General features: G+C 71.7%; 20 protein-coding genes, 4 tRNA genes and 1 other RNA gene. 11 read left to right on the forward strand and 14 right to left on the reverse strand.

Annotated elements, in window-relative coordinates; all coding sequences use genetic code 11:
• Nucleotides 1–531: 531 nt before the first annotated feature.
• The gene (locus tag DT019_RS35700) at nt 532–1374 is read right to left on the reverse strand and encodes a hypothetical protein (RefSeq protein ID WP_114041177.1); all 843 of its coding nucleotides are present in this window, start codon (nt 1372–1374) and stop codon (nt 532–534) included.
• Nucleotides 1375–1539: 165 nt separating this feature from the next.
• Between DT019_RS35700 and DT019_RS35705 the strand changes: the two genes are divergently transcribed.
• Both DT019_RS35705 and DT019_RS35710 read left to right on the forward strand, forming a co-directional pair.
• A complete protein-coding gene (locus DT019_RS35705; protein ID WP_114041154.1) occupies nt 1540–2628 on the forward strand; it encodes a Leu/Phe/Val dehydrogenase in 1089 nt (362 codons plus the stop codon).
• Nucleotides 2629–2908: 280 nt separating this feature from the next.
• The gene (locus DT019_RS35710; protein ID WP_114041155.1) at nt 2909–3169 is read left to right on the forward strand and encodes a DUF3073 domain-containing protein; all 261 of its coding nucleotides are present in this window, start codon (nt 2909–2911) and stop codon (nt 3167–3169) included.
• A gap of 108 nt (nt 3170–3277) precedes the next feature.
• Here the strand turns inward: DT019_RS35710 and purM are convergent, their stop codons facing one another.
• The 7 genes from purM to purS all read right to left on the reverse strand — a co-directional run bounded on the left by purM (nt 3278) and on the right by purS (nt 11022).
• Complete coding sequence (purM, locus tag DT019_RS35715) at nt 3278–4348, reverse strand: phosphoribosylformylglycinamidine cyclo-ligase (RefSeq protein ID WP_114041156.1); 1071 nt, start codon at nt 4346–4348, stop codon at nt 3278–3280.
• 34 nt (nt 4349–4382) lie between these two features.
• Entirely contained in the window at nt 4383–5909 is a 1527-nt protein-coding gene (gene purF, locus DT019_RS35720) for an amidophosphoribosyltransferase (RefSeq protein WP_114041157.1), read from the reverse strand.
• A 304-nt stretch (nt 5910–6213) separates the two neighbouring features.
• The gene (locus DT019_RS35725; RefSeq protein ID WP_114041158.1) at nt 6214–6696 is read right to left on the reverse strand and encodes an META domain-containing protein; all 483 of its coding nucleotides are present in this window, start codon (nt 6694–6696) and stop codon (nt 6214–6216) included.
• 121 nt (nt 6697–6817) lie between these two features.
• Nucleotides 6818–7615, reverse strand: coding sequence for a maleylpyruvate isomerase family mycothiol-dependent enzyme (locus DT019_RS35730; protein ID WP_114041159.1), 798 nt, complete (start codon nt 7613–7615; stop codon nt 6818–6820).
• Between the two features lie 220 nt (nt 7616–7835).
• Nucleotides 7836–10085, reverse strand: a complete 2250-nt coding sequence (gene purL, locus DT019_RS35735) for a phosphoribosylformylglycinamidine synthase subunit PurL (RefSeq protein WP_114041160.1) — start codon at nt 10083–10085, stop codon at nt 7836–7838.
• Nucleotides 10082–10765, reverse strand: a complete 684-nt coding sequence (gene purQ / locus DT019_RS35740) for a phosphoribosylformylglycinamidine synthase subunit PurQ (RefSeq protein ID WP_114041161.1) — start codon at nt 10763–10765, stop codon at nt 10082–10084. The genes purL and purQ overlap by 4 nt, the downstream gene beginning before the upstream one ends.
• Entirely contained in the window at nt 10762–11022 is a 261-nt protein-coding gene (gene purS, locus DT019_RS35745) for a phosphoribosylformylglycinamidine synthase subunit PurS (protein WP_078966365.1), read from the reverse strand. Before purS ends, purQ begins: the two co-directional genes overlap by 4 nt.
• 315 nt (nt 11023–11337) lie before the next feature.
• Between purS and DT019_RS35750 the strand changes: the two genes are divergently transcribed.
• The 8 genes from DT019_RS35750 to DT019_RS35785 all read left to right on the forward strand — a co-directional run bounded on the left by DT019_RS35750 (nt 11338) and on the right by DT019_RS35785 (nt 15882).
• The gene (locus tag DT019_RS35750; protein ID WP_114041162.1) at nt 11338–11655 is read left to right on the forward strand and encodes a histone-like nucleoid-structuring protein Lsr2; all 318 of its coding nucleotides are present in this window, start codon (nt 11338–11340) and stop codon (nt 11653–11655) included.
• A 123-nt stretch (nt 11656–11778) separates the two neighbouring features.
• Nucleotides 11779–11850 (forward strand) — tRNA-Gly (locus DT019_RS35755).
• Nucleotides 11851–11928: 78 nt separating this feature from the next.
• A tRNA-Gly gene (locus tag DT019_RS35760) sits at nt 11929–12001 on the forward strand.
• Between the two features lie 131 nt (nt 12002–12132).
• On the forward strand, nt 12133–13131 hold the full coding sequence (locus tag DT019_RS35765) for an ABC transporter ATP-binding protein (RefSeq protein ID WP_114041163.1): 999 nt from the start codon (nt 12133–12135) through the stop codon (nt 13129–13131).
• On the forward strand, nt 13128–13943 hold the full coding sequence (locus tag DT019_RS35770; RefSeq protein ID WP_114041164.1) for an ABC transporter permease: 816 nt from the start codon (nt 13128–13130) through the stop codon (nt 13941–13943). The genes DT019_RS35765 and DT019_RS35770 overlap by 4 nt, the downstream gene beginning before the upstream one ends.
• Before the next feature lie 18 nt (nt 13944–13961).
• On the forward strand, nt 13962–15179 hold the full coding sequence (locus DT019_RS35775; RefSeq protein ID WP_114041165.1) for a sensor histidine kinase: 1218 nt from the start codon (nt 13962–13964) through the stop codon (nt 15177–15179).
• Nucleotides 15176–15787 (forward strand): response regulator transcription factor, encoded by a 612-nt coding sequence (locus DT019_RS35780; protein ID WP_114041166.1) that lies wholly within the window; start codon nt 15176–15178, stop codon nt 15785–15787. The genes DT019_RS35775 and DT019_RS35780 overlap by 4 nt, the downstream gene beginning before the upstream one ends.
• A gap of 22 nt (nt 15788–15809) precedes the next feature.
• Nucleotides 15810–15882 (forward strand) — tRNA-Gly (locus DT019_RS35785).
• 46 nt (nt 15883–15928) lie between these two features.
• Here DT019_RS35785 and DT019_RS35790 read toward each other — a convergent pair.
• The 6 genes from DT019_RS35790 to ffs all read right to left on the reverse strand — a co-directional run bounded on the left by DT019_RS35790 (nt 15929) and on the right by ffs (nt 24392).
• Nucleotides 15929–16828, reverse strand: coding sequence for a phosphoribosylaminoimidazolesuccinocarboxamide synthase (locus tag DT019_RS35790; RefSeq protein WP_114041167.1), 900 nt, complete (start codon nt 16826–16828; stop codon nt 15929–15931).
• A gap of 95 nt (nt 16829–16923) precedes the next feature.
• Nucleotides 16924–18414 (reverse strand): N,N-dimethylformamidase beta subunit family domain-containing protein, encoded by a 1491-nt coding sequence (locus DT019_RS35795; protein ID WP_114041168.1) that lies wholly within the window; start codon nt 18412–18414, stop codon nt 16924–16926.
• A 224-nt stretch (nt 18415–18638) separates the two neighbouring features.
• Complete coding sequence (locus tag DT019_RS35800; protein ID WP_114041169.1) at nt 18639–20312, reverse strand: hypothetical protein; 1674 nt, start codon at nt 20310–20312, stop codon at nt 18639–18641.
• Nucleotides 20313–20589: 277 nt separating this feature from the next.
• Nucleotides 20590–21846, reverse strand: a complete 1257-nt coding sequence (gene purD / locus DT019_RS35805; RefSeq protein WP_114041170.1) for a phosphoribosylamine--glycine ligase — start codon at nt 21844–21846, stop codon at nt 20590–20592.
• Between the two features lie 58 nt (nt 21847–21904).
• A complete protein-coding gene (locus DT019_RS35810) occupies nt 21905–24148 on the reverse strand; it encodes a DNA polymerase III subunit gamma and tau (RefSeq protein WP_114041171.1) in 2244 nt (747 codons plus the stop codon).
• A gap of 149 nt (nt 24149–24297) precedes the next feature.
• Nucleotides 24298–24392: signal recognition particle sRNA small type (ffs, locus tag DT019_RS35815), an RNA gene on the reverse strand.
• A gap of 72 nt (nt 24393–24464) precedes the next feature.
• On the opposite strand from ffs, the gene DT019_RS35820 reads away from it, so the two are divergent.
• Nucleotides 24465–24552 (forward strand) — tRNA-Ser (locus DT019_RS35820).
• Nucleotides 24553–25049: the final 497 nt, after the last annotated feature.

A 25049-nucleotide genomic window follows, 5' to 3' on the forward strand; every position in this document is an offset into this window, starting at 1 on the left:
ACCGAACCTTCTCGGTTCTTTCCTCTAAATTCTGCACCTTGACCCGCGTTGCCCGAAATGGCGGACGCGAGCCGAGTCGGTTATAGGACGAACGGCTTGTCCTCGGCACTACAACTACACCATCCGTCCAGCCACGTCGGCCAAACCGATGGAATTGCCCTCCCAGGTGTTCATCAGCGACGGAAGCCGATGGACCATGCCATAGCGGACAGTCACGCCACAGTGACGATCAGTCACAGAGCGATCAGGAGTCGTCAGACCCCCCATAGCAAGCAATACCGAGCAATCCGCCCTTAGTTGGGCGGAAGGGATCCTCCCCGGACCCCTTGTCCTATTTTGGCACGAGGGTGGGGTCTGGGCGCAAGGGTGAGATAAGTGCGGTCCGTCACGCTTGGGGCAAAGGCCCGGATCAGGACCTACGTCCTGCGACGAACCCCTGAAGATCCGGTGAAGCGCCCCCGAAGCCCGCCGAAGCGGCCGCGCGGACCTGTACGACTCCCACGACGGCCCCTCAGAACCGGCCGCGGGACCTCAGTTGGCCATCCTGCGTTCCTTGACGGCCCGCCAGCGCTCCGTGAAGCGGCCGTACGCCTCCTCCGCGCCCGCGTCGTCACCGGCCCGCAGCGCGGCGATCCCCTCGGCCACATCGGCCGCCGAGCGGTCCGCCTCCAGACTGTCCCGTGAGAGCGCGTGCACGAGGCCGCCGTAGTCCAGCTCGACCAGCGAACGCGGATGGAATTCCTCCAGCCAGCGTCCGACGTCCACCAGACCTTCGGTCAGCGGCCCCTCGTCGATGTGGTCCCGCAGCGTCCGCAGTGCCCTCGCGAGGCGGCGGCGCGCCTGGACCATCGGGGTTCGGTAGCGCAGCACGGGCGCGGTCGCGCCCTCACCTCGGGCATACTCGCGCTCTTCGTCCGAAAACACTGTGAACCAGCTCACAGGAACGTGCCAAACACTGGTCAAGATCCAGGGCCGGGCGTCCGGGTTCCGCTCCCGCCAGCGCTCGTAGTCCGCCTCGGCCTGCCGGCGCACCACCGGAGGCAGCAGGGCGTCCAGGACCGGCTCGGGGAACTGGTCGGCGAGGCCCTCGAGCGCCTGCCAGCCGCGCAGCCGGGTCCGCCAGGGGCACACGCACACCACCCCGTCGACCTCCGCCACGAACGCCTCCCCGCTCTCGTGCACCGGCACCGGGACGGGCGGGGTGGGCACCAAGTCGGCCAGCGCGCGCCGGAGTTCGTCCTGGGCACTGGGAGCGCGACCGCGCTCCGCGTAGCGCAGCCAGTGCCCGCGCTCGGGCTCGGGGAAGGCGGCAAGGGGCTCGTACACCCGCAGGTAGGACGCGTACGGAACGAGCACCGAGGACACCACCGCCATGCCCCGCATCGTCCCACGGGCGCGCCCCCGTGTGCTCCCGGCGGGGGTGATCCTGAGCACTGCGCCTGATCTACGGGCGCGTAGGACTTAACCTGCTCCCGAACCAGGCCCGCCCCACCCGCACGCGGGCCGTCAACCACCGCTTCGTACTTGGGAGTCACCACCGTGACCGATGTGACCGGAGCCGATGACGTACTGCACACCCTCTTCCGCTCCGACCAGGGCGGACACGAGCAGGTCGTGCTGTGCCAGGACCGAGCCACCGGGCTCAAGGCCGTCATCGCCATCCACTCCACCGCCCTGGGCCCGGCCCTGGGCGGCACGCGCTTCTACCCGTACGCGACCGAGGCGGAGGCCGTCGCCGACGCCCTCAACCTGTCGCGCGGCATGTCGTACAAGAACGCCATGGCCGGGCTCGACCACGGTGGCGGCAAGGCCGTGATCATCGGTGACCCCGAGACGATCAAGACGGAAGAACTCCTGCTCGCCTACGGCCGGTTCGTGGCCTCGCTCGGCGGGCGCTATGTGACGGCGTGCGACGTCGGCACCTACGTCGCCGACATGGACGTCGTGGCGCGCGCCTGCCAGTGGACGACCGGCCGCTCCCCCGAGAACGGCGGCGCGGGCGACTCGTCCGTGCTGACCGCCTTCGGCGTCTTCCAGGGCATGCGGGCCTCGGCCCAGCACCTGTGGGGCGACCCGACGCTGCGCGGCCGCAAGGTCGGCGTCGCGGGCGTCGGCAAGGTCGGCCGCCACCTCGTGGAGCACCTGCTCTCCGACGGCGCCGAGGTGGTGATCACGGACGTGCGCGAGGAATCGGTACGCCTCATCACGGACCTGCACCCCGAGGTCGCGGTCGCCGCCGACACGGAGGCGCTGATCCGCACCGAGGGGCTCGACATCTACGCGCCCTGCGCGCTCGGCGGCGCCCTGAACGACGAGAGCGTGCCGGTGCTCACCGCCAAGGTGGTGTGCGGAGCGGCCAACAACCAGCTCGCGCACCCGGGTGTGGAGAAGGACCTCGCGGACCGCGCGATCCTCTACGCGCCCGACTACGTCGTGAACGCGGGTGGCGTGATCCAGGTGGCCGACGAGCTCCACGGCTTCGACTTCGACCGCTGCAAGGCCAAGGCCTCGAAGATCTTCGACACCACGCTGGCCATATTCGCTCGTGCGAAGGAAGACGGCATTCCGCCGGCCGCCGCAGCCGACCGGATCGCCGAACAGCGCATGGCGGAGGCACGTCAACACTGAGCCCGTGAGGGACTCGCCGACCGGGCTGGGAGACATGACTCACGCCGGTCGGCGGGTCGGGGGCCAAGAAGAGGTTAAAATCGCGGTTGACCAGCGAGGACAGGGCTCTTTGTTGGTTCTGCCAAGTGGCGCGTCATGCGGGCGGCGTACCGTATGGCCGCGGAAGCAGGTACCGTTGAAGCCCTACGGACGCGGTCTCTCCATGGAGAGTCCGTTCCGGATCATGAACGCGTGTCAAGACTCTGGGGCCGTCGAGCCCCGTCACCGAGGGGGTCGAGCCATGGGGCGCGGCCGGGCAAAGGCCAAGCAGACGAAGGTCGCCCGCCAGCTGAAGTACAGCAGCGGCGGGACTGACCTGTCGCGTCTGGCCAACGAGCTGGGCGCATCTACTCCGAACCCGACAGTGAGCCAACCGCCGAACGCGGAGCCACTGGAGGACGACGAGGACGACCCGTATGCCCGCTATGCGGACCTGTACGGGAATGACGACGAGGACGAGGACGAAGAGTCCGGCCCGTCGTCGCAGCGCCGCGGCGCTTGACTTCGCTGATCCCGCTTTTCGCAGCAACGCACGTCTTCGCTGCTCTGAGCACACCGACCCGGTCCGGGGCCTTAGCCCCAGACCGGGTTTCGTGCTGCCTGTAGCGGCCTACTTGGCGTAGTCGCCGGTGAGCTCGGCGCCGTCGCGGTGGTCCCCACGCTCCAGGATCTCCCCGGCGACCCAGGCGTCCACGCCCCGGTCCGCGAGGGTCTGGAGCGCGACGTCGACCGATTCCTCCGGAACGATCGCCATCATGCCGACGCCCATGTTGAGCGTCTTCTCCAGTTCGAGCCGCTCCACGTCGCCCGCCCTGCCGACGAGGTCGAAGACCGCGCCCGGCGTCCAGGTCGAACGGTCGACCGTGGCGTGCAGGTGGTCGGGGATGACCCGGGCCAGGTTGTTGGCAAGACCGCCGCCCGTGATGTGGCTGAAACCGTGCACCTCGGTGGTGCGGGTCAGGGCCAGGCAGTCGAGCGAGTAGATCTTGGTGGGCTCCAGGAGCTCCTCGCCGAGCGTGCGGCCGAACTCCTCGACCTCCTGCTCCAGCGTCATCCCGGCCCGGTCGAACACCACATGACGGACGAGTGAGTACCCGTTCGAGTGAAGACCGGAGGACGCCATGGCGATGACCGCGTCGCCCTCGCGGATCCGGTCCGCGCCCAGGAGCCGGTCGTACTCGACCACGCCGGTGCCGGCGCCCGCGACGTCGAAGTCGTCGGGGCCGAGCAGGCCCGGGTGCTCGGCGGTCTCGCCGCCCACCAGCGCGCAGCCCGCCAGGACACAGCCTTCGGCGATGCCCTTCACGATGGCCGCGACCCGCTCGGGGTGCACCTTGCCGACGCAGATGTAGTCGGTCATGAACAGCGGCTCGGCACCGCACACGACCAGGTCGTCGACGACCATGCCGACGAGGTCGTGGCCGATGGTGTCGTACACGCCCATCCGGCGGGCGAGGTCGACCTTCGTGCCGACGCCGTCGGTGGCCGAGGCCAGCAGCGGGCGCTCGTAGCGCTTGAGGGCGGAGGCGTCGAAGAGTCCGGCGAAACCGCCGAGGCCGCCCAGGACCTCGGGGCGCTTCGTCTTCTTCACCCACTCCTTCATCAGCTCGACGGCGCGGTCGCCCGCCTCGATGTCAACGCCCGCGGCTGCGTAGCTGGCACCGGTGGTCTCAGATGGCATGGCTCGGAGAACTTTCGTGTCGTACTGCAGGGTCTTACGGGCGGCGCAGGGCGTCGGCGGCCGCGGTCGCGGCGGGGCCGGAGGCCAGCTCGGACTCCAGGAGCTGCTTGCCGAGCAGCTCCGGGTCGGGGAGCTCCATCGGGTACACGCCGTCGAAGCAGGCGCGGCAGAGGTCGTCCTTGGGGATCGTCGTCGCCTCGATCATCGCGTCGGTCGAGATGTACGAGAGCGAGTCGGCGCCCAGGGACGTGCCGATCTCCTCGATGGTCATGCCGTTGGCGATCAGCTCCGCGCGGGTCGCGAAGTCGATGCCGAAGAAGCAGGGCCACTTCACCGGCGGCGACGAGATCCGGATGTGGACCTCGGCGGCGCCCGCCTCGCGGAGCATCTTCACCAGCGCGCGCTGGGTGTTGCCGCGGACGATCGAGTCGTCGACGACCACCAGGCGCTTGCCGCGGATGACTTCCTTCAGCGGGTTCAGTTTGAGCCGGATGCCGAGCTGGCGGATGGTCTGCGAGGGCTGGATGAACGTACGGCCCACATAGGCGTTCTTCACCAGGCCCGAGCCGTACGGGATGCCACTGGCCTCCGCGTATCCGATGGCGGCGGGGGTGCCGGACTCCGGAGTCGCTATCACCAGGTCGGCCTCGACCGGTGCTTCCTTGGCGAGTTTCCGGCCCATCTCCACGCGGGAGAGGTAGACGTTCCGGCCCGCGATGTCGGTGTCCGGGCGCGCCAGGTAGACGTACTCGAAGACACAGCCCTTGGGCTTCGCTTCTGCGAATCGGGAGGTGCGCAGGCCGTTCTCGTCGATGGCGACGAGCTCGCCCGGCTCGATCTCGCGGACGAAGCTGGCGCCGCAGATGTCGAGAGCGGCGCTCTCCGACGCGACGACCCAGCCGCGCTCCAGGCGGCCGAGCACCAGCGGGCGGATGCCCTGCGGGTCGCGGGCGCAGTACAGCGTCTGCTCGTCCATGAAGACCAGCGAGAAGGCGCCCCGCACCTGGGGAAGGACCTTGGCGGCCGCTTCCTCGACGGTCAGCGGCTTGCCGTCGTCGTCCGTCTGGCCCGCGAGCAGCGCGGTGACCAGGTCGGTGTCGTTGGTGGCGGCGAGCTGGGTGGCCCGGCCGTTCTCCTTGGGCAGCTCGGCGACGAGCTCCGCGAGCTGCGCGGTGTTCACCAGGTTGCCGTTGTGGCCGAGCGCGATCGAGCCGTGGGCGGTTGCCCGGAAGGTCGGCTGAGCGTTCTCCCACACGGAGGCACCCGTGGTCGAGTAGCGGGCGTGACCGACCGCGATATGACCCTGGAGGGAACCCAGCGAGGTTTCGTCGAAGACCTGGGAGACAAGTCCCATGTCCTTGAAGACGAGGATCTGGGAGCCATTGCTGACCGCGATGCCCGCGGATTCCTGGCCCCGATGTTGGAGGGCGTAGAGCCCGAAGTAAGTGAGCTTCGCGACCTCTTCACCCGGAGCCCAGACACCGAAGACGCCGCAAGCGTCCTGGGGGCCCTTCTCACCGGGGAGCAGGTCGTGGTTGAGTCGTCCGTCACCACGTGGCACGCCACCGAGTGTAGGCGAGATCGACCACTGGTCCGAATTGGGGATACGGACAGCTCGGCACCCCGCCCGCTTTTGTAGCTTTCGCGCCTCGGCCTTCCACGGCGTCTCCCCGTCGGCCTCTCGACCACGTCCCCGCAGGTCGGATCGGGTGTCCCCGGACGGCTCGCGGTGTTCGCGACCGCGCACGGGGCCGGATGCGCGGCCGTCCCGAGTGTGACGGAGTTCGCTTCGCGCCCGGCCCCGGGGTGGCGAGCGGGTGGGTGCGCGTGTGCGGTGCGTGAGCGCGGGCGCGCGGGCGCCCCGGTCAGTTCGCGCTCGCTGACAGGCCCTTGCCGCCGGGGGTGGCGGTGAGGATCAGCGTGCGGTGCTCCACCCGGTAGCCGACCGTGCCCTTGAGGACGTCCAGCACCGCCCGCTCCAGCTCCATCGCGGGGCCGTCGCACATCATCCGGGTCGAGCCGAGCACGCCGAAGGTGATGGTGTGTCCCTCCTCGGAGACCACCGCCGCACCGCCGACGGCGTTGCAGCCGGCGCTGCCCTGGACCTGCCCGTCCTTGCCGAAGACCAGATGCGCCTTTCCGGCGGTGCCGTCCGGAAGCGGCCGGGAGACGTCCGCGTCACGGAGCGCGTTCACGGTCCACCTGGTGCCGGTGAGTGGGGCGACCGGCTCGGCGGGCCGCACCCTGGTCCGCGGTGGGGTGGGCGCGCCCGCGTCGCAGGCGGCGAGGACGAGCAGCCCGGCGAGGACGGCCGTGGTGGTGCGGAGCCCGCGTCCCGGCTTTCCCATGCCGATCGGACGGGCCGGACCGGGCCCCGGTTCCCCGGCCGGTGACCGTACGGCCACGACGCCGGGGCCGTCGCGCTCTCCGTACGTCCACGCAGCCCCCGCGACCGCGGTCCCCGGGCGGCTACGACATCACCGGCAGCACCGCCGACAGGTCCGCCCGCTCGCCGCTCGCCGCGGCCTTCGCCGACTCCAGCGCCTCGGCCCAGCCCGTGCGGCCGGTGGCGAGGCGGATCCAGGTGAGGGGGTCGGTCTCGACGACGTTCGGCGGGGTGCCCCGGGTGTGCTTGGGGCCGGCCACGCACTGGACCACCGCGTAGGGCGGGATCCGCACCTCGACCGAGCCGCCGGGCGCCTTCACGGCGAGCGCGTCGGCGAGCAGCCGGGTGCACGCGGCGAGCGCCTGCCGGTCGTGGGGGACGGCCAGTTCGGGCACCGCGTGGTTCAAGTCGTCGGTGTGGACGGTGAGTTCGACGGTCCGGGTCACCACGACGTCGGCGAAGGTCATCGCGCCGAACCGGGTCGGCATGAGGCGGGTGTCGGCCGTGCTCGCGAAGAGCTCGGCGGTGCGGGCGGCCCGCTCCTCGTACAGCGCGTCGAGATCGGTGACCGAAGCCGCCAACTCCCTGGTGCCATCGGATACTTGACCGGCGACGTCCGCGGTGCGGAAGGGCCACTCCAGGAGCGCCACCTCCTGCTTGAGCGGCTCGGCCTCGGCGAGGTAGCGGTCCAGCATGCCGAGCGCCATGGTCAGGTGCACGGCGAGTTCGCGCACCGTCCAGTCGCCGAGCCGGGTGGGCCGGGCGAGCTGCTCGGGCGTGAGCGTGCGGACGGCTTCGCGTACGAGGGCGAACTGGGCGAGGACGGCGGCCCGGGTCTTCGCCGGGTCGTATCTGCGGGTGCGCTTGCTGGCCGGGGGCATGAAGGCGAGCCTACGCCGGGTCGGGGCGGCTCCCCCGACCGTCTTCGACCTGCACGAACGCTGCTCGGCACGCTCCACGGCATCGGCCGACCCAGCGGGCGGCCTCGCCGCCGGGCCCCCGCACCACGGCCGACCGGCCGAGCACCGCGAACACGTCGCTGCCCGAACGCTCATCGGCCCCGCACCCCCAGGGGTGCAGGGCCGATGAGTTGGCGTACGCCTACGCCAGCAGGGCGGGGATGGTCGCCTCGTGGGCCGTGCGCAGCTCGTCCAGGCCGATGCTGAACTCGCCCTGGACGTCGATGGATTCGCCGTCCACGACACCGATCCGGGTCGCCGGGAGGCCGCGCGCACCGCACATGTCGGTGAAGCGCAGCTCCTCGGAGCGCGGCACGGACACGATCGCGCGGCCGGCCGACTCGGAGAACAGGAAGGTGAAGGCGTCCAGCCCGTCCGGCACGACCAAGCGCGCGCCCCGGCCGCCCTTGAGGCAGGACTCCGCCACGGCCTGGATCAGACCGCCGTCGGACAGGTCGTGCGCGGCGTCGATCATGCCGTCGCGCGAGCCCGAGATCAGGATCTCGCCGAGCAGCTTCTCGCGGTCCAGGTCCACCTTCGGCGGCAGGCCGCCGAGGTGCTGGTGGACGACCTCGGACCAGGCCGAGCCGCCGAACTCCTCGCGCGTGTCACCGAGGAGGTAGAGCAGCTGCCCCTCCTGGGCGAACGCGATCGGGGTGCGCCGGTTCACGTCGTCGATCACGCCCAGCACCGCGACCACGGGGGTGGGGTGGATCGCGGTCTCGCCGGTCTGGTTGTAGAGCGAGACGTTGCCGCCGGTCACCGGGGTGCCCAGCTGGAGGCAGCCGTCCGCGAGACCACGGGTGGCTTCGGCGAACTGCCACATCACGTCCGGGTCCTCGGGGGAGCCGAAGTTCAGGCAGTCCGAGATGGCGAGGGGCTTCGCGCCGGAGGCCGCCACGTTGCGGTAGGCCTCGGCGAGCGCGAGCTGGGCGCCGGTGTACGGGTCGAGCTTGGCGTACCGGCCGTTGCCGTCGGTCGCCATGGCCACGCCCAGGTTCGACTCCTCGTCGATCCGGACCATGCCCGCGTCCTCGGGCATCGCGAGCACCGTGTTGCCCTGCACGAACCGGTCGTACTGGTCGGTGATCCACGCCTTGGAGGCCTGGTTCGGGGAGGCGACCAGTTGCAGGACCTGGTCCTTCAGCTCGTCCCCGGTCGACGGACGGGCCAGCTTGCCCGCGTCGTCGGCCTGGAGCGCGTCCTGCCAGGAGGGGCGCGCGAACGGGCGGTTGTAGACCGGGCCCTCGTGCGCCACCGTGCGCGGCGGTACGTCCACGATCTGCTCGCCGTGCCAGAAGATCTCCAGCTGGGAGCCCTCGGTCACCTCACCGATGACGGTGGCGATGACGTCCCACTTCTCGCAGATCTCCATGAAGCGCTCGACGTGCTGCGGCTCGACGACCGCGCACATCCGCTCCTGCGACTCGCTCATGAGGATCTCCTCGGGCGAGAGGGAGGAGTCGCGCAGCGGCACGGTGTCCAGCTCGACGCGCATGCCGCCGGAACCGGCGCTCGCCAGCTCCGAGGTCGCGCACGACAGGCCCGCGCCGCCGAGGTCCTGGATGCCCGCGACGAGCTTCTCGCGGAAGATCTCCAGGGTGCACTCGATGAGGAGCTTCTCCTGGAACGGGTCGCCGACCTGGACGGCGGGGCGCTTGGCGGGGCCGGTCGACTCGAAGGTCTCCGAGGCGAGCACCGAGACGCCGCCGATGCCGTCGCCGCCGGTGCGGGCGCCGTACAGGATGACCTTGTTGCCGGGGCCGGACGCCTTCGCGAGGTGGATGTCCTCGTGCTTCATCACGCCGATGCAGCCGGCGTTGACCAGCGGGTTGCCCTGGTAGCAGGCGTCGAAGACGACCTCGCCGCCGATGTTCGGCAGGCCCAGGCAGTTGCCGTAGCCGCCGATGCCCGCGACGACGCCGGGCAGCACGCGCTTGGTGTCGGGGTGGTCGGCCGCGCCGAAGCGCAGCGGGTCCACGACCGCGACCGGGCGGGCGCCCATGGCGAGGATGTCGCGGACGATGCCGCCCACGCCGGTGGCCGCGCCCTGGTAGGGCTCGATGTAGCTGGGGTGGTTGTGTGACTCGACCTTGAAGGTGACCGCGTACCCCTGGCCGACGTCGACGACGCCCGCGTTCTCGCCGATGCCGACGAGCATCGCGTCGTTCTCGGGGACCTTGTCGCCGAACTGCTTCAGGTGGACCTTGCTGCTCTTGTAGGAGCAGTGCTCGGACCACATGACGGAGTACATGGCGAGCTCGGCGCCGGTCGGGCGGCGGCCGAGGATCTCCCGGATGCGCGCGTACTCGTCCTCCTTGAGGCCGAGTTCCTTCCAGGGCTGCTCGACGTCGGGCGTCTCGGCGGCGTGCTTGACGGTGTCGAGGCTCATGAGGCGTTGACCAGCTTCTTGAGGATCGAAGTGAAGAATCCGAGACCGTCGGTACGACCCGTACCGATCAGCGGCTCCACGGCGTGCTCGGGGTGCGGCATCAGGCCGACGACGTTTCCGGCGGCGTTGGTGATGCCGGCGATGTCACGGAGCGAGCCGTTGGGGTTCAGGTCCAGGTAGCGGAACGCGACCCGGCCCTCGGCCTCCAGCTCGTCCAGCGTGCGCTCGTCGGCGACGTACCGGCCGTCCATGTTCTTCAGCGGGACCTGGATCTCCTGGCCCGCCTCGTAGTCGGCGGTCCAGGCCGTCTCCGCGTTCTCCACCCGCAGCTTCTGCTCGCGGCAGATGAAGTGCAGGTGGTTGTTGCGGAGCATGGCGCCCGGCAGCAGGTGCGACTCGGTGAGGATCTGGAAGCCGTTGCAGATGCCGAGGACCGGCAGACCGGCCTTCGCCTGCTCGATGACGGTCTCCATCACCGGCGAGAACCGGGAGATGGCGCCGGCCCGCAGGTAGTCGCCGTAGGAGAAACCACCGGCGAGGACGACCGCGTCGACCTGCTTGAGGTCCTTGTCGCGGTGCCAGAGCGAGACCGGCTCGGCGCCCGCGATGCGGACGGCCCGCAGACTGTCCCGGTCGTCGAGCGTGCCGGGGAAGGTCACAACGCCGATACGCGCAGTCACTTGGACTGCTCCTCGACCTTGACGGTGAAGTCTTCGATGACGGTGTTGGCGAGGAAGGTCTCGGCCATCTCGTGGATGCGGGCGAGAGCGGCCTCGTCGACCGGCCCCTCGACCTCGAGCTCGAAACGCTTTCCCTGACGTACGTCGCCGATCCCCTCGAAGCCGAGACGGGGCAGTGCGCGCTGCACCGCCTGTCCCTGCGGGTCGAGGATTTCCGGCTTGAGCATGACGTCGACTACGACGCGTGCCACTGGCACTCCCGGTGTGGTGTGGTGCGAAGGCGGTTCCCTCAGAGTACCCGCCCGGAAAATCTACGCGGGTAGATATCGCTAACGCCTGATCACGTTCCGGTTTCGGCCGCGACAACGCGTGGGAAAAATCCCGAGAAAAAGTCGCCGAAGTCATTGCGCCGGGACACGCTGATGCAATTGGCTGGGCTTCACATTGCAATGGGTGTCGCTGTACAAAGGAATCCCAGCGAAAACCACATTGCTCCATAACAGCCGGAAGGCCGGTATCGCCGCACGTCAGGCACGTGGGAGTGGCGATGCCGTAGGAAGGATCCGATATCCGTGGCTCAGCGCGTAGTGGTCACACTCTCCGATGACATCGACGGCGGAGAAGCGGCGGAAACGGTCATGTTCGGCCTGGACGGAAAGGTCTACGAGATCGACCTCAATCCCGCCAATGCAAAGAAACTGCGCAAGGCGCTCGCGCCTTACGTGACGGCGGGCCGGAAGCACGCGAAGTCCGGGAAGACGTTCCGGCACACGCCCGTCGCGCCCGACCCGGCGGCCGTCCGCGCCTGGGCCCGCTCCCACAAGATGGACGTGCCGGCCCGCGGCCGGATCCCGAAGAAGGTCTACGAGGCCTTCGCGGAGGCGAGCTGACCCCCCGTCCGGGGCGGTCCTGCGGCCGCCCCGGACACCGGAGTTGCACACCCCCCCTGCTGATCAGCTAGAGTCTGGAGCACGCCGAGGGGCAAGGCCGAAAGGCCCGGTCCACCGGAGCGTGCGGGTGTAGTTCAGTAGTAGAACATCCCCCTTCCAGGGGGAAGGCGCAGTGTGCAATTCCTGTCACCCGCTCTGCATTGCCTACCGACCATCTTTGTGGATCAGGTAGAGTAGTGCTCGCGCCGCCCAGTGAGAGCTGGTCGGAGGCATGCGGACGTGGCTCAGTTGGTAGAGCATCACCTTGCCAAGGTGAGGGTCGCGAGTTCGAATCTCGTCGTCCGCTCAGGAAGTACGAAGGCCCCGGTTCATCGAACCGGGGCCTTCGGCGTGTGCCGGTCCACTCCTGACATTTGTCATGGGCGGCGATGACACCGCGCACTGCCCCGCCCCCCGTTCCCGCGGAACGCTGGACGCATGGCAGGCACAGCAGATGTGATCGAGGCCGAGGAGCTGCGGCGGACCTACGCCGGAGGCTTCGAGGCCGTGTCCGGAATTTCCTTCTCGGTGGCACGGGGCGAGCTCTTCGCGCTGCTCGGCACCAACGGCGCGGGCAAGACCTCCACCGTCGAACTCCTCGAAGGGCTCGCCCCGCCGAGCGGCGGCCGGGTCCGGGTGCTCGGGCACGACCCGTACACCGAGCGGGCCGCCGTGCGCCCCCGTACCGGCGTGATGCTCCAGGAGGGCGGCTTCCCCGCCGAGCTCACCGTCGCCGAGACCGTACGGATGTGGGCGGGGTGCACCAGTGGGCTACCAGAAGGTACGCGGCGGAGCCGCTCGATGAGGGGCGGTGGCCGGGTGACGGGCGGGCCGTTGGACGAGGCGCTGGAACTCGTCGACCTGGGCCGGCGCTCCCAGGTGCGGGTGAAGCAGCTCTCCGGCGGTGAGAAGCGGCGGCTCGACCTGGCGCTCGCGCTGCTCTCGCGGCCCGAGGTGCTCTTCCTCGACGAGCCGACGACCGGCCTGGACGCGGAAGGGCGGCGCGCCACCTGGGAGTTGGTGCGGGCGCTGCGCGACGGCGGCACGACCGTGCTCCTGACCACCCACTACCTGGAGGAGGCCGAGGCGCTCGCCGAGCGGCTCGCGATCCTGCACGAAGGGCGGATCGCGGCGAGCGGCCGCGTGGACGAGGTCGTCGCCGCCCAGCCCTCGCACATCGCCTTCGAGCTGCCCGACGGCTACCACCTCGGCGACCTTCCGCCGCTCGACCGGCTCGGCGTCAGCAGCCACGAGTCGGCCGGGCGCACCGTACGGCTGAGGACGCACCAGCTCCAACAGGCCGCCACCGGGCTGCTGTTGTGGGCCAGGGACAGCGGGGTCGAGCTGCGGGGGCTCGACGTGCGCTCCGCCTCGCTCGAAGAGGCGTTCTTGAAGATCGCGCAGGACCAGCGGCAGGAAGAGGAGACCGTTCGATGAGCACCCTGGACGCGGTACGCGGTGCGGCCCTGGCCCCCCAGCGGGCCACGAAGGGCGCGGCGGACCGCATGAAGGCGCTCGGCCGCGCCGAACTCACCCTGCTGGGCCGCAACAAGTCCGCCCTGTTCACCGTCCTCGTCCTGCCGAGCCTGCTCACGGTCTCGATGTACTCGGCGGTCCACAGCCTCGACCTGAAGCAGACCGGGCTCACCGTCGGCACGGTGCTGCTGCCCGGCTCGCTCGGCTACGTCCTGCTGTTCGCGGTGTACTCGACGCTGAGCGGTGTCTACGTCGTACGCCGCGAGGAACTCGTCCTGAAGCGGCTGCGCACCGGGGAGTTGCGGGATCTGGAGATCCTGGCGGGGGCGGCTCTGCCCGCGGTGCTCATCGGTCTCGCGCAGTCGGTGCTGCTCGCGGTGGGCGGCTCCGTCCTGATGGACGTGGCGGTGCCGGGCACGCTGTGGCTCGCGGTCGTCGGACTGCTGCTCGGCATGGTCCTGATGGGCGCGCTCGCCGCGGCCACCGCGGCGTTCACCCGGTCCGCCGAGGGCGCCCAGATCGCGGTCATGCCGCTGATGATGCTGTCGATCGCCGGCTCGGGCATGGTCGTACCGCTGGACGTGATGCCCGGACAGCTGGCCTCGGTCTGCGAACTGCTGCCGCTCACCCCGGTGGTGAGCCTGATCAGGGAGGGCTGGGCCGGGGGCGCGGGCCCGGGCGAGGTGCTGCGGCAGCTGCTCGTCATGGTTGTCTGGACGTTCATCGCGGTGTGGGCGGTGCGCAAGCGCTTCCGCTGGGAGCCGCGGCGCTGAGACGAGGGGGACGAGAGCGTGGTCGGCCGGATACGCGCGTGGTACCAACGCCACTGGCGGGACCGCAGCAGGGTCGAACAGGTCGAAACGCAGAGCCGGCTGATCTGGCGGTGCACGACGTGGTTCTTCTTCCTCAGCTGGGAAGTGCCGTTCCTGCTCCAGGACCTGCGCCGCGACCCCCTGCCGCTCACCCTCGCGGTGGCGACGCTCGCCACCGGCACGGTGCAGGCCTATCAGGGCATCCGGGCCCACCGCGTCGCGCTGGACCGGTACCTGGGGCGCCCCGCCGAGCCGCGCCGACCGCTCGTGCTGGCCGGTGCGCTCTGCCTGCTCTCGCTCGCCCTGCTGGCCGGGCTGTACGCGGCGCACGGCGTCAAGGAGAGCGAGCTCATCCTGATCGTGCTCTACATCGTGCTGCCGTTGGGCATGACGTACAGCATGCTCACCACGCCGTGGAAGTTCCTCGGGCGGTTCGCCCTGCTCGCGCTGCCGACGGCGGCGGTGTTCGCGGCGGCCGGAGTGCGCGGCGGCCACCTGCTCGCGCTGGCCCTGGTGGTCGCCCTGTCCGGCAGCTACCTGCTGCTGATGTCGCGCTGCGGGGCCTGGACGCTTTCGATGATGTGGGAGTCGGACCGGGCCCGGCAGACCGAGGCGCGCCTGGCCGTCGCCGAGGAGCGGCTGCGCTTCGGGCGGGACATGCACGACGTGCTCGGCCGCAATCTCGCCGTCATCGCGCTCAAGGCCGAGCTCGCCGTCCAGCTCGCCCAGCGCGGCCGGCCCGAGGCGGTGGCGCAGATGGTGGAGGTGCAGCGCATCGCCCAGGAATCGCAGAAAGAGGTACGGGAAGTGGTGCGCGGCTATCGCGAGGCGGACCTCGGGGTCGAGATCGAGGGCGCCCGGGGCGTCCTGGAGGCGGCCGGCATCGGCTGCGACTACAGCGGGCCCGCCGACGGGCTGAGCGTCGAGGCGCAGTCGGCGCTCGGCTGGGTGGTGCGCGAGGCCACCACCAACGTGCTGCGGCACGGCGACGCCCGCGGCGTGGTGATCCGGCTCGCCGTCGCCGAGCACACCGCGACGCTGGTCGTCGAGAACGACGGCGTACCGGAGCGGCCGGCCCACGCCCCCGGCTCGGGCCTCGCCGGACTGCGCGAACGGCTGGCCGCGCTGGGCGGCACCCTGGAGGCGGGGCCGGTCGGCGGCGGGCTGTTCCGGCTGACCGCGGAGGTGCCCCGATGAGCCGGGTGCGGGTGCTGCTCGCCGACGACGAGCATCTGATCCGGGGCGCGCTCGCCGCGCTGCTCGGTCTCGAGGACGATCTGGAGGTGGTCGCGGAGGCCGCGTCCGGGCCCGAGGCGCTCGCCATGGCGCGGGCCCACCGGCCCGATGTGGCGGTCCTCGATCTGGAGATGCCGGGTGCGGACGGTGTGACAGTGGCCACAAGGCTGCGCAGCGAGCTGCCGTCCTGCCGGACCATGATCGTGACCAGTCACGGGCGCCCCGGGCACCTCAAGCGGGCGCTCACGGCGGGGGTGCGGGGCTTCGTCCCGAAGACCGTCAGCGCCCAGCGCCTCGCCGAGATCATCAGGTCCGTGCAGGCCGGAAACCGTTATGTGGACCCGGAGTTGGCGGCCGACGCGATCTCGGCCGGGGACTCCCCGCTGACCGCGCGCGAGGCCGAGGTGCTCGGGTTCGCGGCCGACGGGGCGCCCGTCGCGGAGATCGCCGAGCGGGCCGCGCTGTCGCAGGGGACGGTGCGCAACTACCTCTCGTCGGCCGCCGCCAAACTGGGGGCGGAGAACCGTCACACGGCGGTGCGTCTCGCCCGCGAGCGAGGTTGGGTATAGTGGTCTCCGCGCCACGGCGCATGCGAACGTAGCTCAGCTGGTAGAGCACCACCTTGCCAAGGTGGATGTCGCGAGTTCGAACCTCGTCGTTCGCTCAGAAGGAGAAGCCCCCCGGCCATCGGCCGGGGGGCTTCTTCGTGCTCACGACCAGCTGGTCCCGGTGAGCCGCTCGTACGCCTCGACGTACTTGGCCCGGGTCGCGTCCACGACCTCCTGCGGCAGCGGGGGCGGCGGCCGCTCGCTGGTGCGGTCCCAGCCGGAGGCCGGCGAGGTCAGCCAGTCGCGGACGTACTGCTTGTCGTAGGAGGGCTGGTCCCGGCCCGGCTCCCAGGTCGCGGCCGGCCAGAAGCGCGAGGAGTCCGGGGTGAGCACCTCGTCGGCGATGACGAGCTCCTCGCCCGCGAAGCCGAACTCGAACTTGGTGTCCGCGAGGATGATGCCGCGCTCGCGCGCGATGTCGCGGGCCCGGCCGTACACGGCGAGGGTGGCCTGGCGCAGCTGGGCGGCGGTCTCGGCGCCGATCTGGCGGGCCACCTCCTCGTAGCTCACGTTCTCGTCGTGGTCGCCGACGGCGGCCTTGGTGGCGGGCGTGAAGATCGGCGCGGGCAGCTCGGAGCCGTTGGCCAGGCCCTCGGGCAGCGCGAGGCCGCACACCGTACGGGACTGGTGGTACTCGGCCAGGCCGGACCCGGCGAGATAGCCGCGGGCGACGCACTCCACCGGGACCATCGCGAGCGAGCGGCACACCAGGGTGCGGCCCGCCCAGTCGGCGGGGGCGCCCTCGGGGAGCTCCTCGGAGATGACGTGGTTGGGCACGAGGTCGGCGAGCAGGTCGAACCACCACAGCGACAGCTGGGTGAGCACCCGGCCCTTGTCGGGGATCTCGGTGGGCAGCACCCAGTCGTACGCGGACAGCCGGTCGCTGGCGACCATCAGGAGGTCGCCCGCCTCGTTCTGATAGAGGTCACGCACCTTGCCCGTGTGGAGGTGGGTCAGGCCCGGCACCTGAAGCGGCTCGGGCTTTTCTACGAATCCGGACACGGTTCCTCCGCGTAGGTTGATCCAGGAGCGTTCCGATTCTCTCGCATGCGGGCGGGCCCCGCGGTCGCGGGGCCGGTCGCGCGGGCCCGGCCGGGTCAGTCCCGCTTGCAGATGCGGTCGAGGAGGTTGGCCGTGGCCCGCTGGATCCGGGCGTCCACGTGGCCGGGCCGGTCGAGCGCCGGTGACCAGGCGAACGTGCCCGACGCGAAGACGAGCGCGCCGGAGGGGGACCGGTACAGGGACGTCTCCTGGTGCCGGACGTTCTGCTCGCCGTCCCGGTAGGGGGAGTGGGCGAGCAGGATGCGGTCCTGGTGCTCGGGCAGCGCGGTGCGCGGGTAGTAGCGGTCGGCCTCGCCCGCGACCAGCCCCTCGATCTCGTCGCCGTCCCCGGCCCCGGTCGCCTCCCACAGCCAGTGGTCGGCATTGCGTACGACCAGGGGGTACGGCTCGGGGACGCGGCCCGCGTACTGGATGCCCAGGAGCTGTTGCTCGGGCCTGGCGACCTCGCGCCACAGGGCGGGGCGGCCGGGGCCGCGGCGCTTGCGGCAGGTCAGCAGGCGGTCGGGCACCCCGGACGGCGAGGGCCCCAACTCCACCTGCCAGTAGAGGGAGTTGGCGGAGAGGAAGACCAGTGAGGTGCCGCCGTCGCGGGCCAGCTCGACGCTGCGGCGCATCGGGGCCGACCAGTACTCGTCGTGGCCGGGGAAGACGAGGCCGCGGTAGCGGGTGGGGTCCACGCGGCCCGCGTGCAGGTCGCGGGCGTCCGCGTAGGCGAGGTCGTAGCCGTAGCGCTCGGCCCAGCGGATGAAGTCGTAGGCGTGGCCGACGTGCAGGGGCAGGCCCGCGCCCGCGTAGGGGCGGTCGAAGGAGACGGTGATCGCCGCGTCCTCCTCGCCGAGCAGCCGGCCCTCCTCGTCCCAGGCGTGGTAGAGGCTGGCGCCGGTGCGGCCGTCCTCCGGGTACAGGTTGTACGCCTGCCAGGTGATGTCGGGCAGCAGCAGGAGCAGATCGGCGGGGTGGCCGTCGCGGACGGTGAACGGGATGTGCGAGCGGTAGCCGTCGGCGGTGGTCAGCACGGCGACATGGGCGCCGACCGAGGCGTGCGAGGGCACCTGGTAGCGCCAGGACTGCCACCAGTGGTGGCAGGAGACCGTCCGGTCGGCCGCCAGCGGCGGGGGCTGGACGATTCCGGAGAGCCGGGGGCTGGTGGCGATCTTCGCGGCCCCGTCGCCGCCGTAGTGCCCGATCCGGTAGACGTCGACGGTGAACTGCTGCGGGGGGTCCACGGTGATGTGGAAGTCGATGGCCTCCCCGGGCTCGACGGCCCCGCTGGAGGCGAACCCCTTGATCTGCTGGCGTACGTCGTCGGCGGTGCGCGGGCCGGTCACCCGGGCGGTGCTGCGCGGGGTGCCGCGCTGGACCGGGACGTGGTCGACGTACCAGGGCACCACGTGCCCGGTGTCGTCGAAGTACGTCTCGCTGCCCCGGAGCCAGGGCAGCGGGCCCTGCCCGAAGGGGTCCGAGACGGCGTGCGCGAGGGCACCGGACTCCCAGCGCCGGATGTGCTCCGACCGTTCCACCCCCATGTCACTTCCCTCCCTCGATCCCCCGCGACACCAGTGATGCGGCCGCGATCCGCCGCCTGTCCGCTACCGGTCCCCAGCACATCACATAACGCACGCACTCCGTCACCGTTCGTCGCGAATTGACGTTAAGGGGAATTCGGTATTCCGGATGCCTGGGGACGAACTCGGTGTACTGGGGGGCCTGTTGGGGGCGTGGCGGGGGTGAGCGGCCCGCGGAGGGGCCCTCAGACCAGCCGCACCGGCTTCTCCGGGCGGATGCCCACCGTGGCCAGCCACGCGCGCAGGTCCTCCGCGTCGCCGTCCTCGACCAGGGTCAGGACGGGCGAGGCCAGGTCCGAGCGGCGTACGTCGTCGATGAGGAGCGAGGGGCCGTCCAGCCAGTCGAGCCCGGGCAGCGCGCCCGCCGTGTCGACCGCGGCGCAGCACACCATCGCGGTCACGTGGTCGGCGAGCAGCTCGCGGCCGGTGCGAGGGGGCTGGAGCGGGAAGAGCGGTATCGCGTCGGCTCCCCAGGGCTCCGGGCCCGGCGCGGGCGGCGCGGACGCGGCCTCCTCGACGGCCACCTCCGCCGCGATCCGGTCGGCGAGGTGCTCCGCGGCCTCCCCGTCGGAGGCGGTGAGGTGGTCGATGACGCGGGCGAGCGTCGGGGCGGCGGGCTCCGCGTCACGGCGCTCGCCCAGCGCGTCAAGCACCCGGTGCAGCCGGGCGGCCTCGGTGCGCCACTTGCGGTCGACGACCTCCTCCGGATACGCCGTCCAGTCGACCGGCGCCCAGTCGGGGCCGGGCTCGGCGGGACCGCCGTGGAAGAGCCGGGCGGCGAGCAGCGAGGTCGCCTCGTCGGCGACTCCGGGCTCCTCCAGCAGGTCACAGGCCGGGCGCTCGCCGAGCCGGGAGGTGAACCCCTCGGCGAGGCGGTCGCGCCGGGACAGCTCGGTGAGCGCCGAGACCACGCCCGCGTCGAGCCGGGAGGGCCAGCGCCCCATCCGCCAGGCGGGCAGCGCGACCCGGGTCAGCAGCCGGTCCCAGCCCGCGTACGCGAGCCCGACCTGCTCCTGGGCGACGATGCGCACCCCGTAGTCCACCGCCTGGGCGCGCTCGGACGCGGCGGCCGCGACCCCGCGCTCCATCTCGGCGGCGTGCACCCGGCACCCGCGCAGGAGCAGCCGGGCCACCGAGCCGACGAAGCCCAGCGCGACGCGCCGCACCGGGCCGAGCCCGGGCCTGCCCGCCACGCCGACGGCCGCGTCGAGGCCGCGTACGAACCGGCGAGCCGCGGCTATGTCGGGGTGGGCGGAGGGGCCCGTACCGGCGACGACGGGGGCGAGGATCGCCCGGAGCTCGCCGACGCGCATCCACCACATGAAGGGCGAGCCGATGACCAGGACCGGCGCGGCCGGCACCCGCCGGGCACGAACGGAGCGGGCGTCGGCCGCGCCCCGTATGAAGCGAGCGGGCATCGCCCCCCGGCCGGTGGCGGTGTGCGCCGGATGTGTGCGGTCCTCCAGCCAGCTGTCGCAGTCCGGAGTCAGGGCTATCGCGGAGGGCGGGGGCACGTCGAGCCGCTCGGCCAGGTCTCTGACCAGGCGGTACAGATCGGGGGCGGCCGATTCGGCGAGGTCCACCGTGGGGGAAAGGGCCGGTCTGGCCCGGACGATCACCACCGCGACCACGGCCGCGAGCAGCAGCACCACCAGCGCGGTCGCGGTGACCGCCCAGCGCGTGGTGTCCCAGCCGCTGCCGTCGATGCGGCCCTGCGCCGCGGCGACGAGCAGCACGACGGCGACGGCCGCGGGCACCAGGGCCACGGCCAGCGCCCTGCTGCGGATGCGCAGCACGGCGAGAGCCCGCGAGCGCGCATGCTGCGCACCCACCTCTCCACCCATTCCGGTACCGGACACGGTCGGACGTCACCCCCTCTGCGCTGCGGCGGCGTTGCTCACTCCCCCACTGTGGCACCCGCCACTGACATCGCAATGCCGGTGGGCCAAGTGCCGGAACGCCTTCGCCGCACCCTAGTTGGGGGTTCGGCAGGAGTCATCCGGATGGGCCAGCCGTCACTCGATGGAATGGCTTTGGGCAAAGGTGCGGTTTGTTCCGGACCGGGTCCCGGAGCTCCGCGGGCCGGACGCCGCAGGGCCCGGCGAAGAACCGGGGCCCCGCGGAAAGTGGCCGGGTTCAGCCCTGTGCCCCGGCCGCCTTGCGCGCGATGTCGGTGCGGTGCTGCGAACCGTCGAGCCGGATCCGGCCGACCGCCGCGTACGCCCGCTCCCGGGCCTGGGCGAGGTCCTTGCCGGTCGCGGTGACCGAGAGGACCCGGCCGCCCGCGCTGACGACCGCGTCCCCGTCGCGCCGGGTCCCGGCGTGCAGGACGTACGCGGTGGGCTCATCCTGCGCGGCGACGTCCGCCAGGCCCTCGATGGGATCACCGGTGCGGGGGGTCGCGGGGTAGTTGTGCGAGGCGATGACCACCGTGACGGCCGCGTCGTCGCGCCAGGTCAGCGGCGGTTGGGCGTCGAGGATGCCGGTGGCCGAGTGCAGCAGCACACGGGCGAGCGGCGTCTTGAGGCGGGCGAGCACGACCTGGGTCTCGGGGTCGCCGAACCGGGCGTTGAACTCGATGACCCGCACCCCGCGCGAGGTGATCGCGAGGCCCGCGTACAGCAGCCCCGAGAACGGCTTCCCGCGGCGGCGCAGCTCGTCGACGGTCGGCTGGAGCACGCTCTCCATGACCTCGTCGACGAGCTTCGGGTCGGCCCACGGAAGCGGCGAATAGGCGCCCATGCCACCGGTGTTGGGGCCCTCGTCGCCGTCCAGCGCGCGCTTGAAGTCCTGCGCGGGCTGGAGCGGAAGAACGGTCACGCCGTCGGTGATCGCGAAGAGCGACACCTCGGGACCGTCGAGGAACTCCTCGATGACGACGCGCTCGCAGGCCAGCGCGTGCGCGCGGGCGGCGGCGAGGTCGTCCGTGACGACGACGCCCTTTCCGGCGGCGAGCCCGTCGTCCTTCACCACGTACGGAGCACCGAAGGCGTCCAGCGCCTCGTCGATCTCCTCGGGGGTGGTGCAGACGTAGGAGCGGGCGGTCGGCACGTTCGCCGCAGCCATCACGTCCTTGGCGAAGGCCTTGGAGCCCTCCAGCTGGGCGGCCTCCCGGGAGGGACCGAAGCAGGGGATGCCCGCGGCCCGTACGGCGTCGGCGACCCCGGCGACGAGGGGCGCCTCGGGCCCGACGACCACCAGGTCGCTGCCCAGCTCGACGGCGAGGCGGGCGACCGCGTCCCCGTCCAGCTGGTCGACCGGGTGGAGCTCGGCGACCTCCGCGATCCCGGCGTTGCCGGGGGCGCAGTGCAGCGCCGTCACGTCGGGGTCGAGGGACAGGGAACGGCACAGGGCGTGCTCACGGGCACCGCCGCCGATGACAAGGACCTTCACGGCAGCCAGCCTAGCCGCCGTGGTGGCCGGATCTTTGTGCGGGCCACCGAGTGGACGTTCAGCCCTCGTTCGTATATTCCTCCACCACCGTGGCTCCCAGCTCGCGCACGATCAGGTCGTGCCCGGACAGCGCGGTGTCCACCAGATCCGGGTCGTCGTCCTCCGGAACGTCGTCCTCCAGCCGCACCGGGGGCGGCGGGGGCTCCTCCTCGCGGGCGGGAGCCGCGGCCTGCGGGGGCTGCTGCGTACGCGGCGCGGGAGCCGGGGCCTCCGGGGCGGCGGGCCGAGGGGCCGGCGGGGGCGGCTGCGGGGACTGGTGCTGCTGGACGGGCGGCGCGGGGGGCCGGGGGGCGCTGCCACCGAAGTTGCCCGCCGCGGGCGGGGGCTGGACGCCGCCCGACGGGTCGATGATCGCCTCGACCTTCCACTGCACCCCGAACCGCTCGGCGAGCACGCTGCGCAGCACCTCCTCGCTGCCGCTGCTCGCGAAGTTGTCGCGGGCGCCCGCGTTGATGAAGCCGAGCTGCACGGTGGTGCCGTCGAATCCGGCCACCTGCGCGTTCTGACTGAGCAGGATCCAGGTGAAGCGGCGCTTGTTCTTCACCGCCTCCAGGATGTCCGGCCACATGTTGCGGACCTGCAGCGCGTTGCCCTGCCCGGCGGGGGCGGGCGTCGGCTCGGCCGGGGCGGGCGCCGGGGTGGGGGCGGGCTCGGGCGCGGCCGAGGGCCAGGCACCCGCACCCGGGGCGGAGGCCGCCGCTCCGGGCCAGGCCCCGGGACGCTGGCCACCGCCCTGCCCGGGCGCGGCGGCGGAAGGCCAGGCCCCGGCGGAGGGCCCGTCCGCGGGCCGACCGGGCTGCGGCTGAGCGGCGGCCTGCGGCGCGGGCGCCTGCGCGGGCTGCTGCTGAACGGGCGGCTGGGCTGCGGGTGGCTGCACGGGAGGCTGCTGCACGGGCGGAACCTGCGGCGCGGCCGGCGCCACGTGGGCGGGCCCGCCTCCCGCCGCCGGACCCCCCGGACCCGCCCCCCGCACCGCGGCCCGGGCAGCCTCGGGCCCGCCGGGCCCGCCCTGCATCGGCGCGTGCGCCTCGGGCCCCGGCACGTACCCCATGGCGGGGCCACCGGCGGGCGCCGTCTGGAAGTGGGCCCCGCGCTCAAGGCGGTCGATACGGGCCTGGAGCGAGCGCTCGTCGTCGTACGCGGCGGGCAGCAGCACCCGGGCGCAGATCAATTCGAGCTGGAGCCGGGGCGAGGTGGCCCCGCGCATCTCGGTGAGCCCGGCGTTGACGAGGTCGGCGGCGCGGCTCAGCTCGGCCGCCCCGAACACCGAGGCCTGCGCCTGCATCCGCTCGACGACATCGGCGGGGGCGTCGATGAGCCCCTTCTCCCCGGCGTCGGGCACGGCGGCGAGGATGACGAGGTCCCGCAGCCGCTCCAGCAGGTCGGCGACGAAGCGGCGCGGATCGTTGCCGCCCTCGATCACCCGGTCCACCACCTCGAACGCGGCGGCCCCGTCCCCGGCGGCGAAGGCGTCCACCACCGAGTCGAGCAGCGACCCGTCGGTGTATCCGAGCAGCGCGGTGGCCATGGCGTACGTCACACCGTCCTCGGCGGCGCCGGCGAGGAGCTGGTCCATGACGGACATCGAGTCACGCACCGACCCGGCCCCGGCCCGCACCACGAGCGGCAGCACGCCGTCCTCGACGGGAATCCCCTCGCGCCCGCAGACCTCTCCCAGGTACTCCCGCAGCGTGCCGGGCGGCACGAGACGGAAGGGGTAGTGGTGCGTACGCGACCGGATCGTCCCGATGACCTTCTCGGGCTCGGTGGTGGCGAAGATGAACTTGAGGTGCTCCGGCGGCTCCTCGACGACCTTCAGGAGGGCGTTGAAACCGGCCGAGGTCACCATGTGGGCCTCGTCGATGATGTAGATCTTGTAGCGGCTGGACGCGGGCCCGAAGAAGGCCTTCTCCCGCAGCTCACGGGCGTCGTCCACGCCACCGTGCGAAGCCGCGTCGATCTCGATCACGTCGATGGAGCCCGGCCCGTTGCGCGCGAGATCACGGCAGGACTGGCACTCCCCGCACGGCGTGGGCGTCGGGCCCTGCTCGCAGTTCAGACATCGGGCGAGGATCCGGGCGCTGGTCGTCTTGCCACAACCGCGCGGCCCACTGAACAGGTACGCGTGATTGACCCGGTTGTTCCGCAGCGCCTGCTGCAGCGGGTCGGTGACATGCTCCTGCCCGATGACCTCGGCGAACGACTCGGGGCGGTAGCGGCGGTACAGCGCAAGGGACGACACGCATACGAGGTTATCGGGGCCCACTGACAACCGGACCCGCCGACCGCGACCCGGCTCCGGGCGAACGCCGCGCACCAGGGGAAACGAGCCCCGCGGGCCGGGGGAGACCGGCGCCGCCTTCGGGGGGAATCCGCTCCGGCCCCGGAAAATCAGGCGCCCCCCACGCACCCGCCAGAGCCAACCTACCCTTGCTGCCTTCCGGCCCTGGGGGAGTTCAGTCAGATAGCGCCACGTGAGGGGCTCCGCACAGGGTACCCGATCCCTGACGTGGGAACGAGTTCGCGAGCACCCCTCAACGTCTTGTATTGTTTGCCGCGGAGGATTCGCCTAGTGGCCTAGGGCGCACGCTTGGAAAGCGTGTTGGGGGCAACCCCTCACGAGTTCGAATCTCGTATCCTCCGCCAGTGCCTCACCGGGCACGATGTCGATGGGCCCCACCGCTTGCGGTGGGGCCCATCGACGTATGCGGTGGCTGTTGGGGCAAGAGGGGCGTGAGGAGGCGCATGAGGTCGCTCCCTCGGACCTCCGGCGCGCGGTGGACGGTCTACGCGGTGGCACTCCGCTCCCAGCGTGACGGTCACGTCGTACTCGCGAGGAGCACGGCCTTCCCTGGCCTGGGCCGCTTGTATCGGGAAGACGACGGGAGCCCGCTCTACGAGGCAGTGGTCCATGTCATGTGAAATAGGGACTTGTTCCCGACCGTGAGCGCACCCGCCGTGCCGCTGGCTCGGACGGACCCTGCTAGTCCCAAGAGTGGGAGGAGGCGGACCTCCCGGTTGCGTCCATGGAGATGGTGTACGGGTTCGACCTGATCCGGGGGTTTGCTCCGGCGTCGGGATGGTGCCCGCATAGATGAACGGCCACCGGCTGATCTTCGAAGTGTCGAAGCCTCGAAGGAGAT

The sequence above is a fragment of the Streptomyces sp. SDr-06 genome, from assembly GCF_003324565.1.
Taxonomy (GTDB): domain Bacteria; phylum Actinomycetota; class Actinomycetes; order Streptomycetales; family Streptomycetaceae; genus Streptomyces.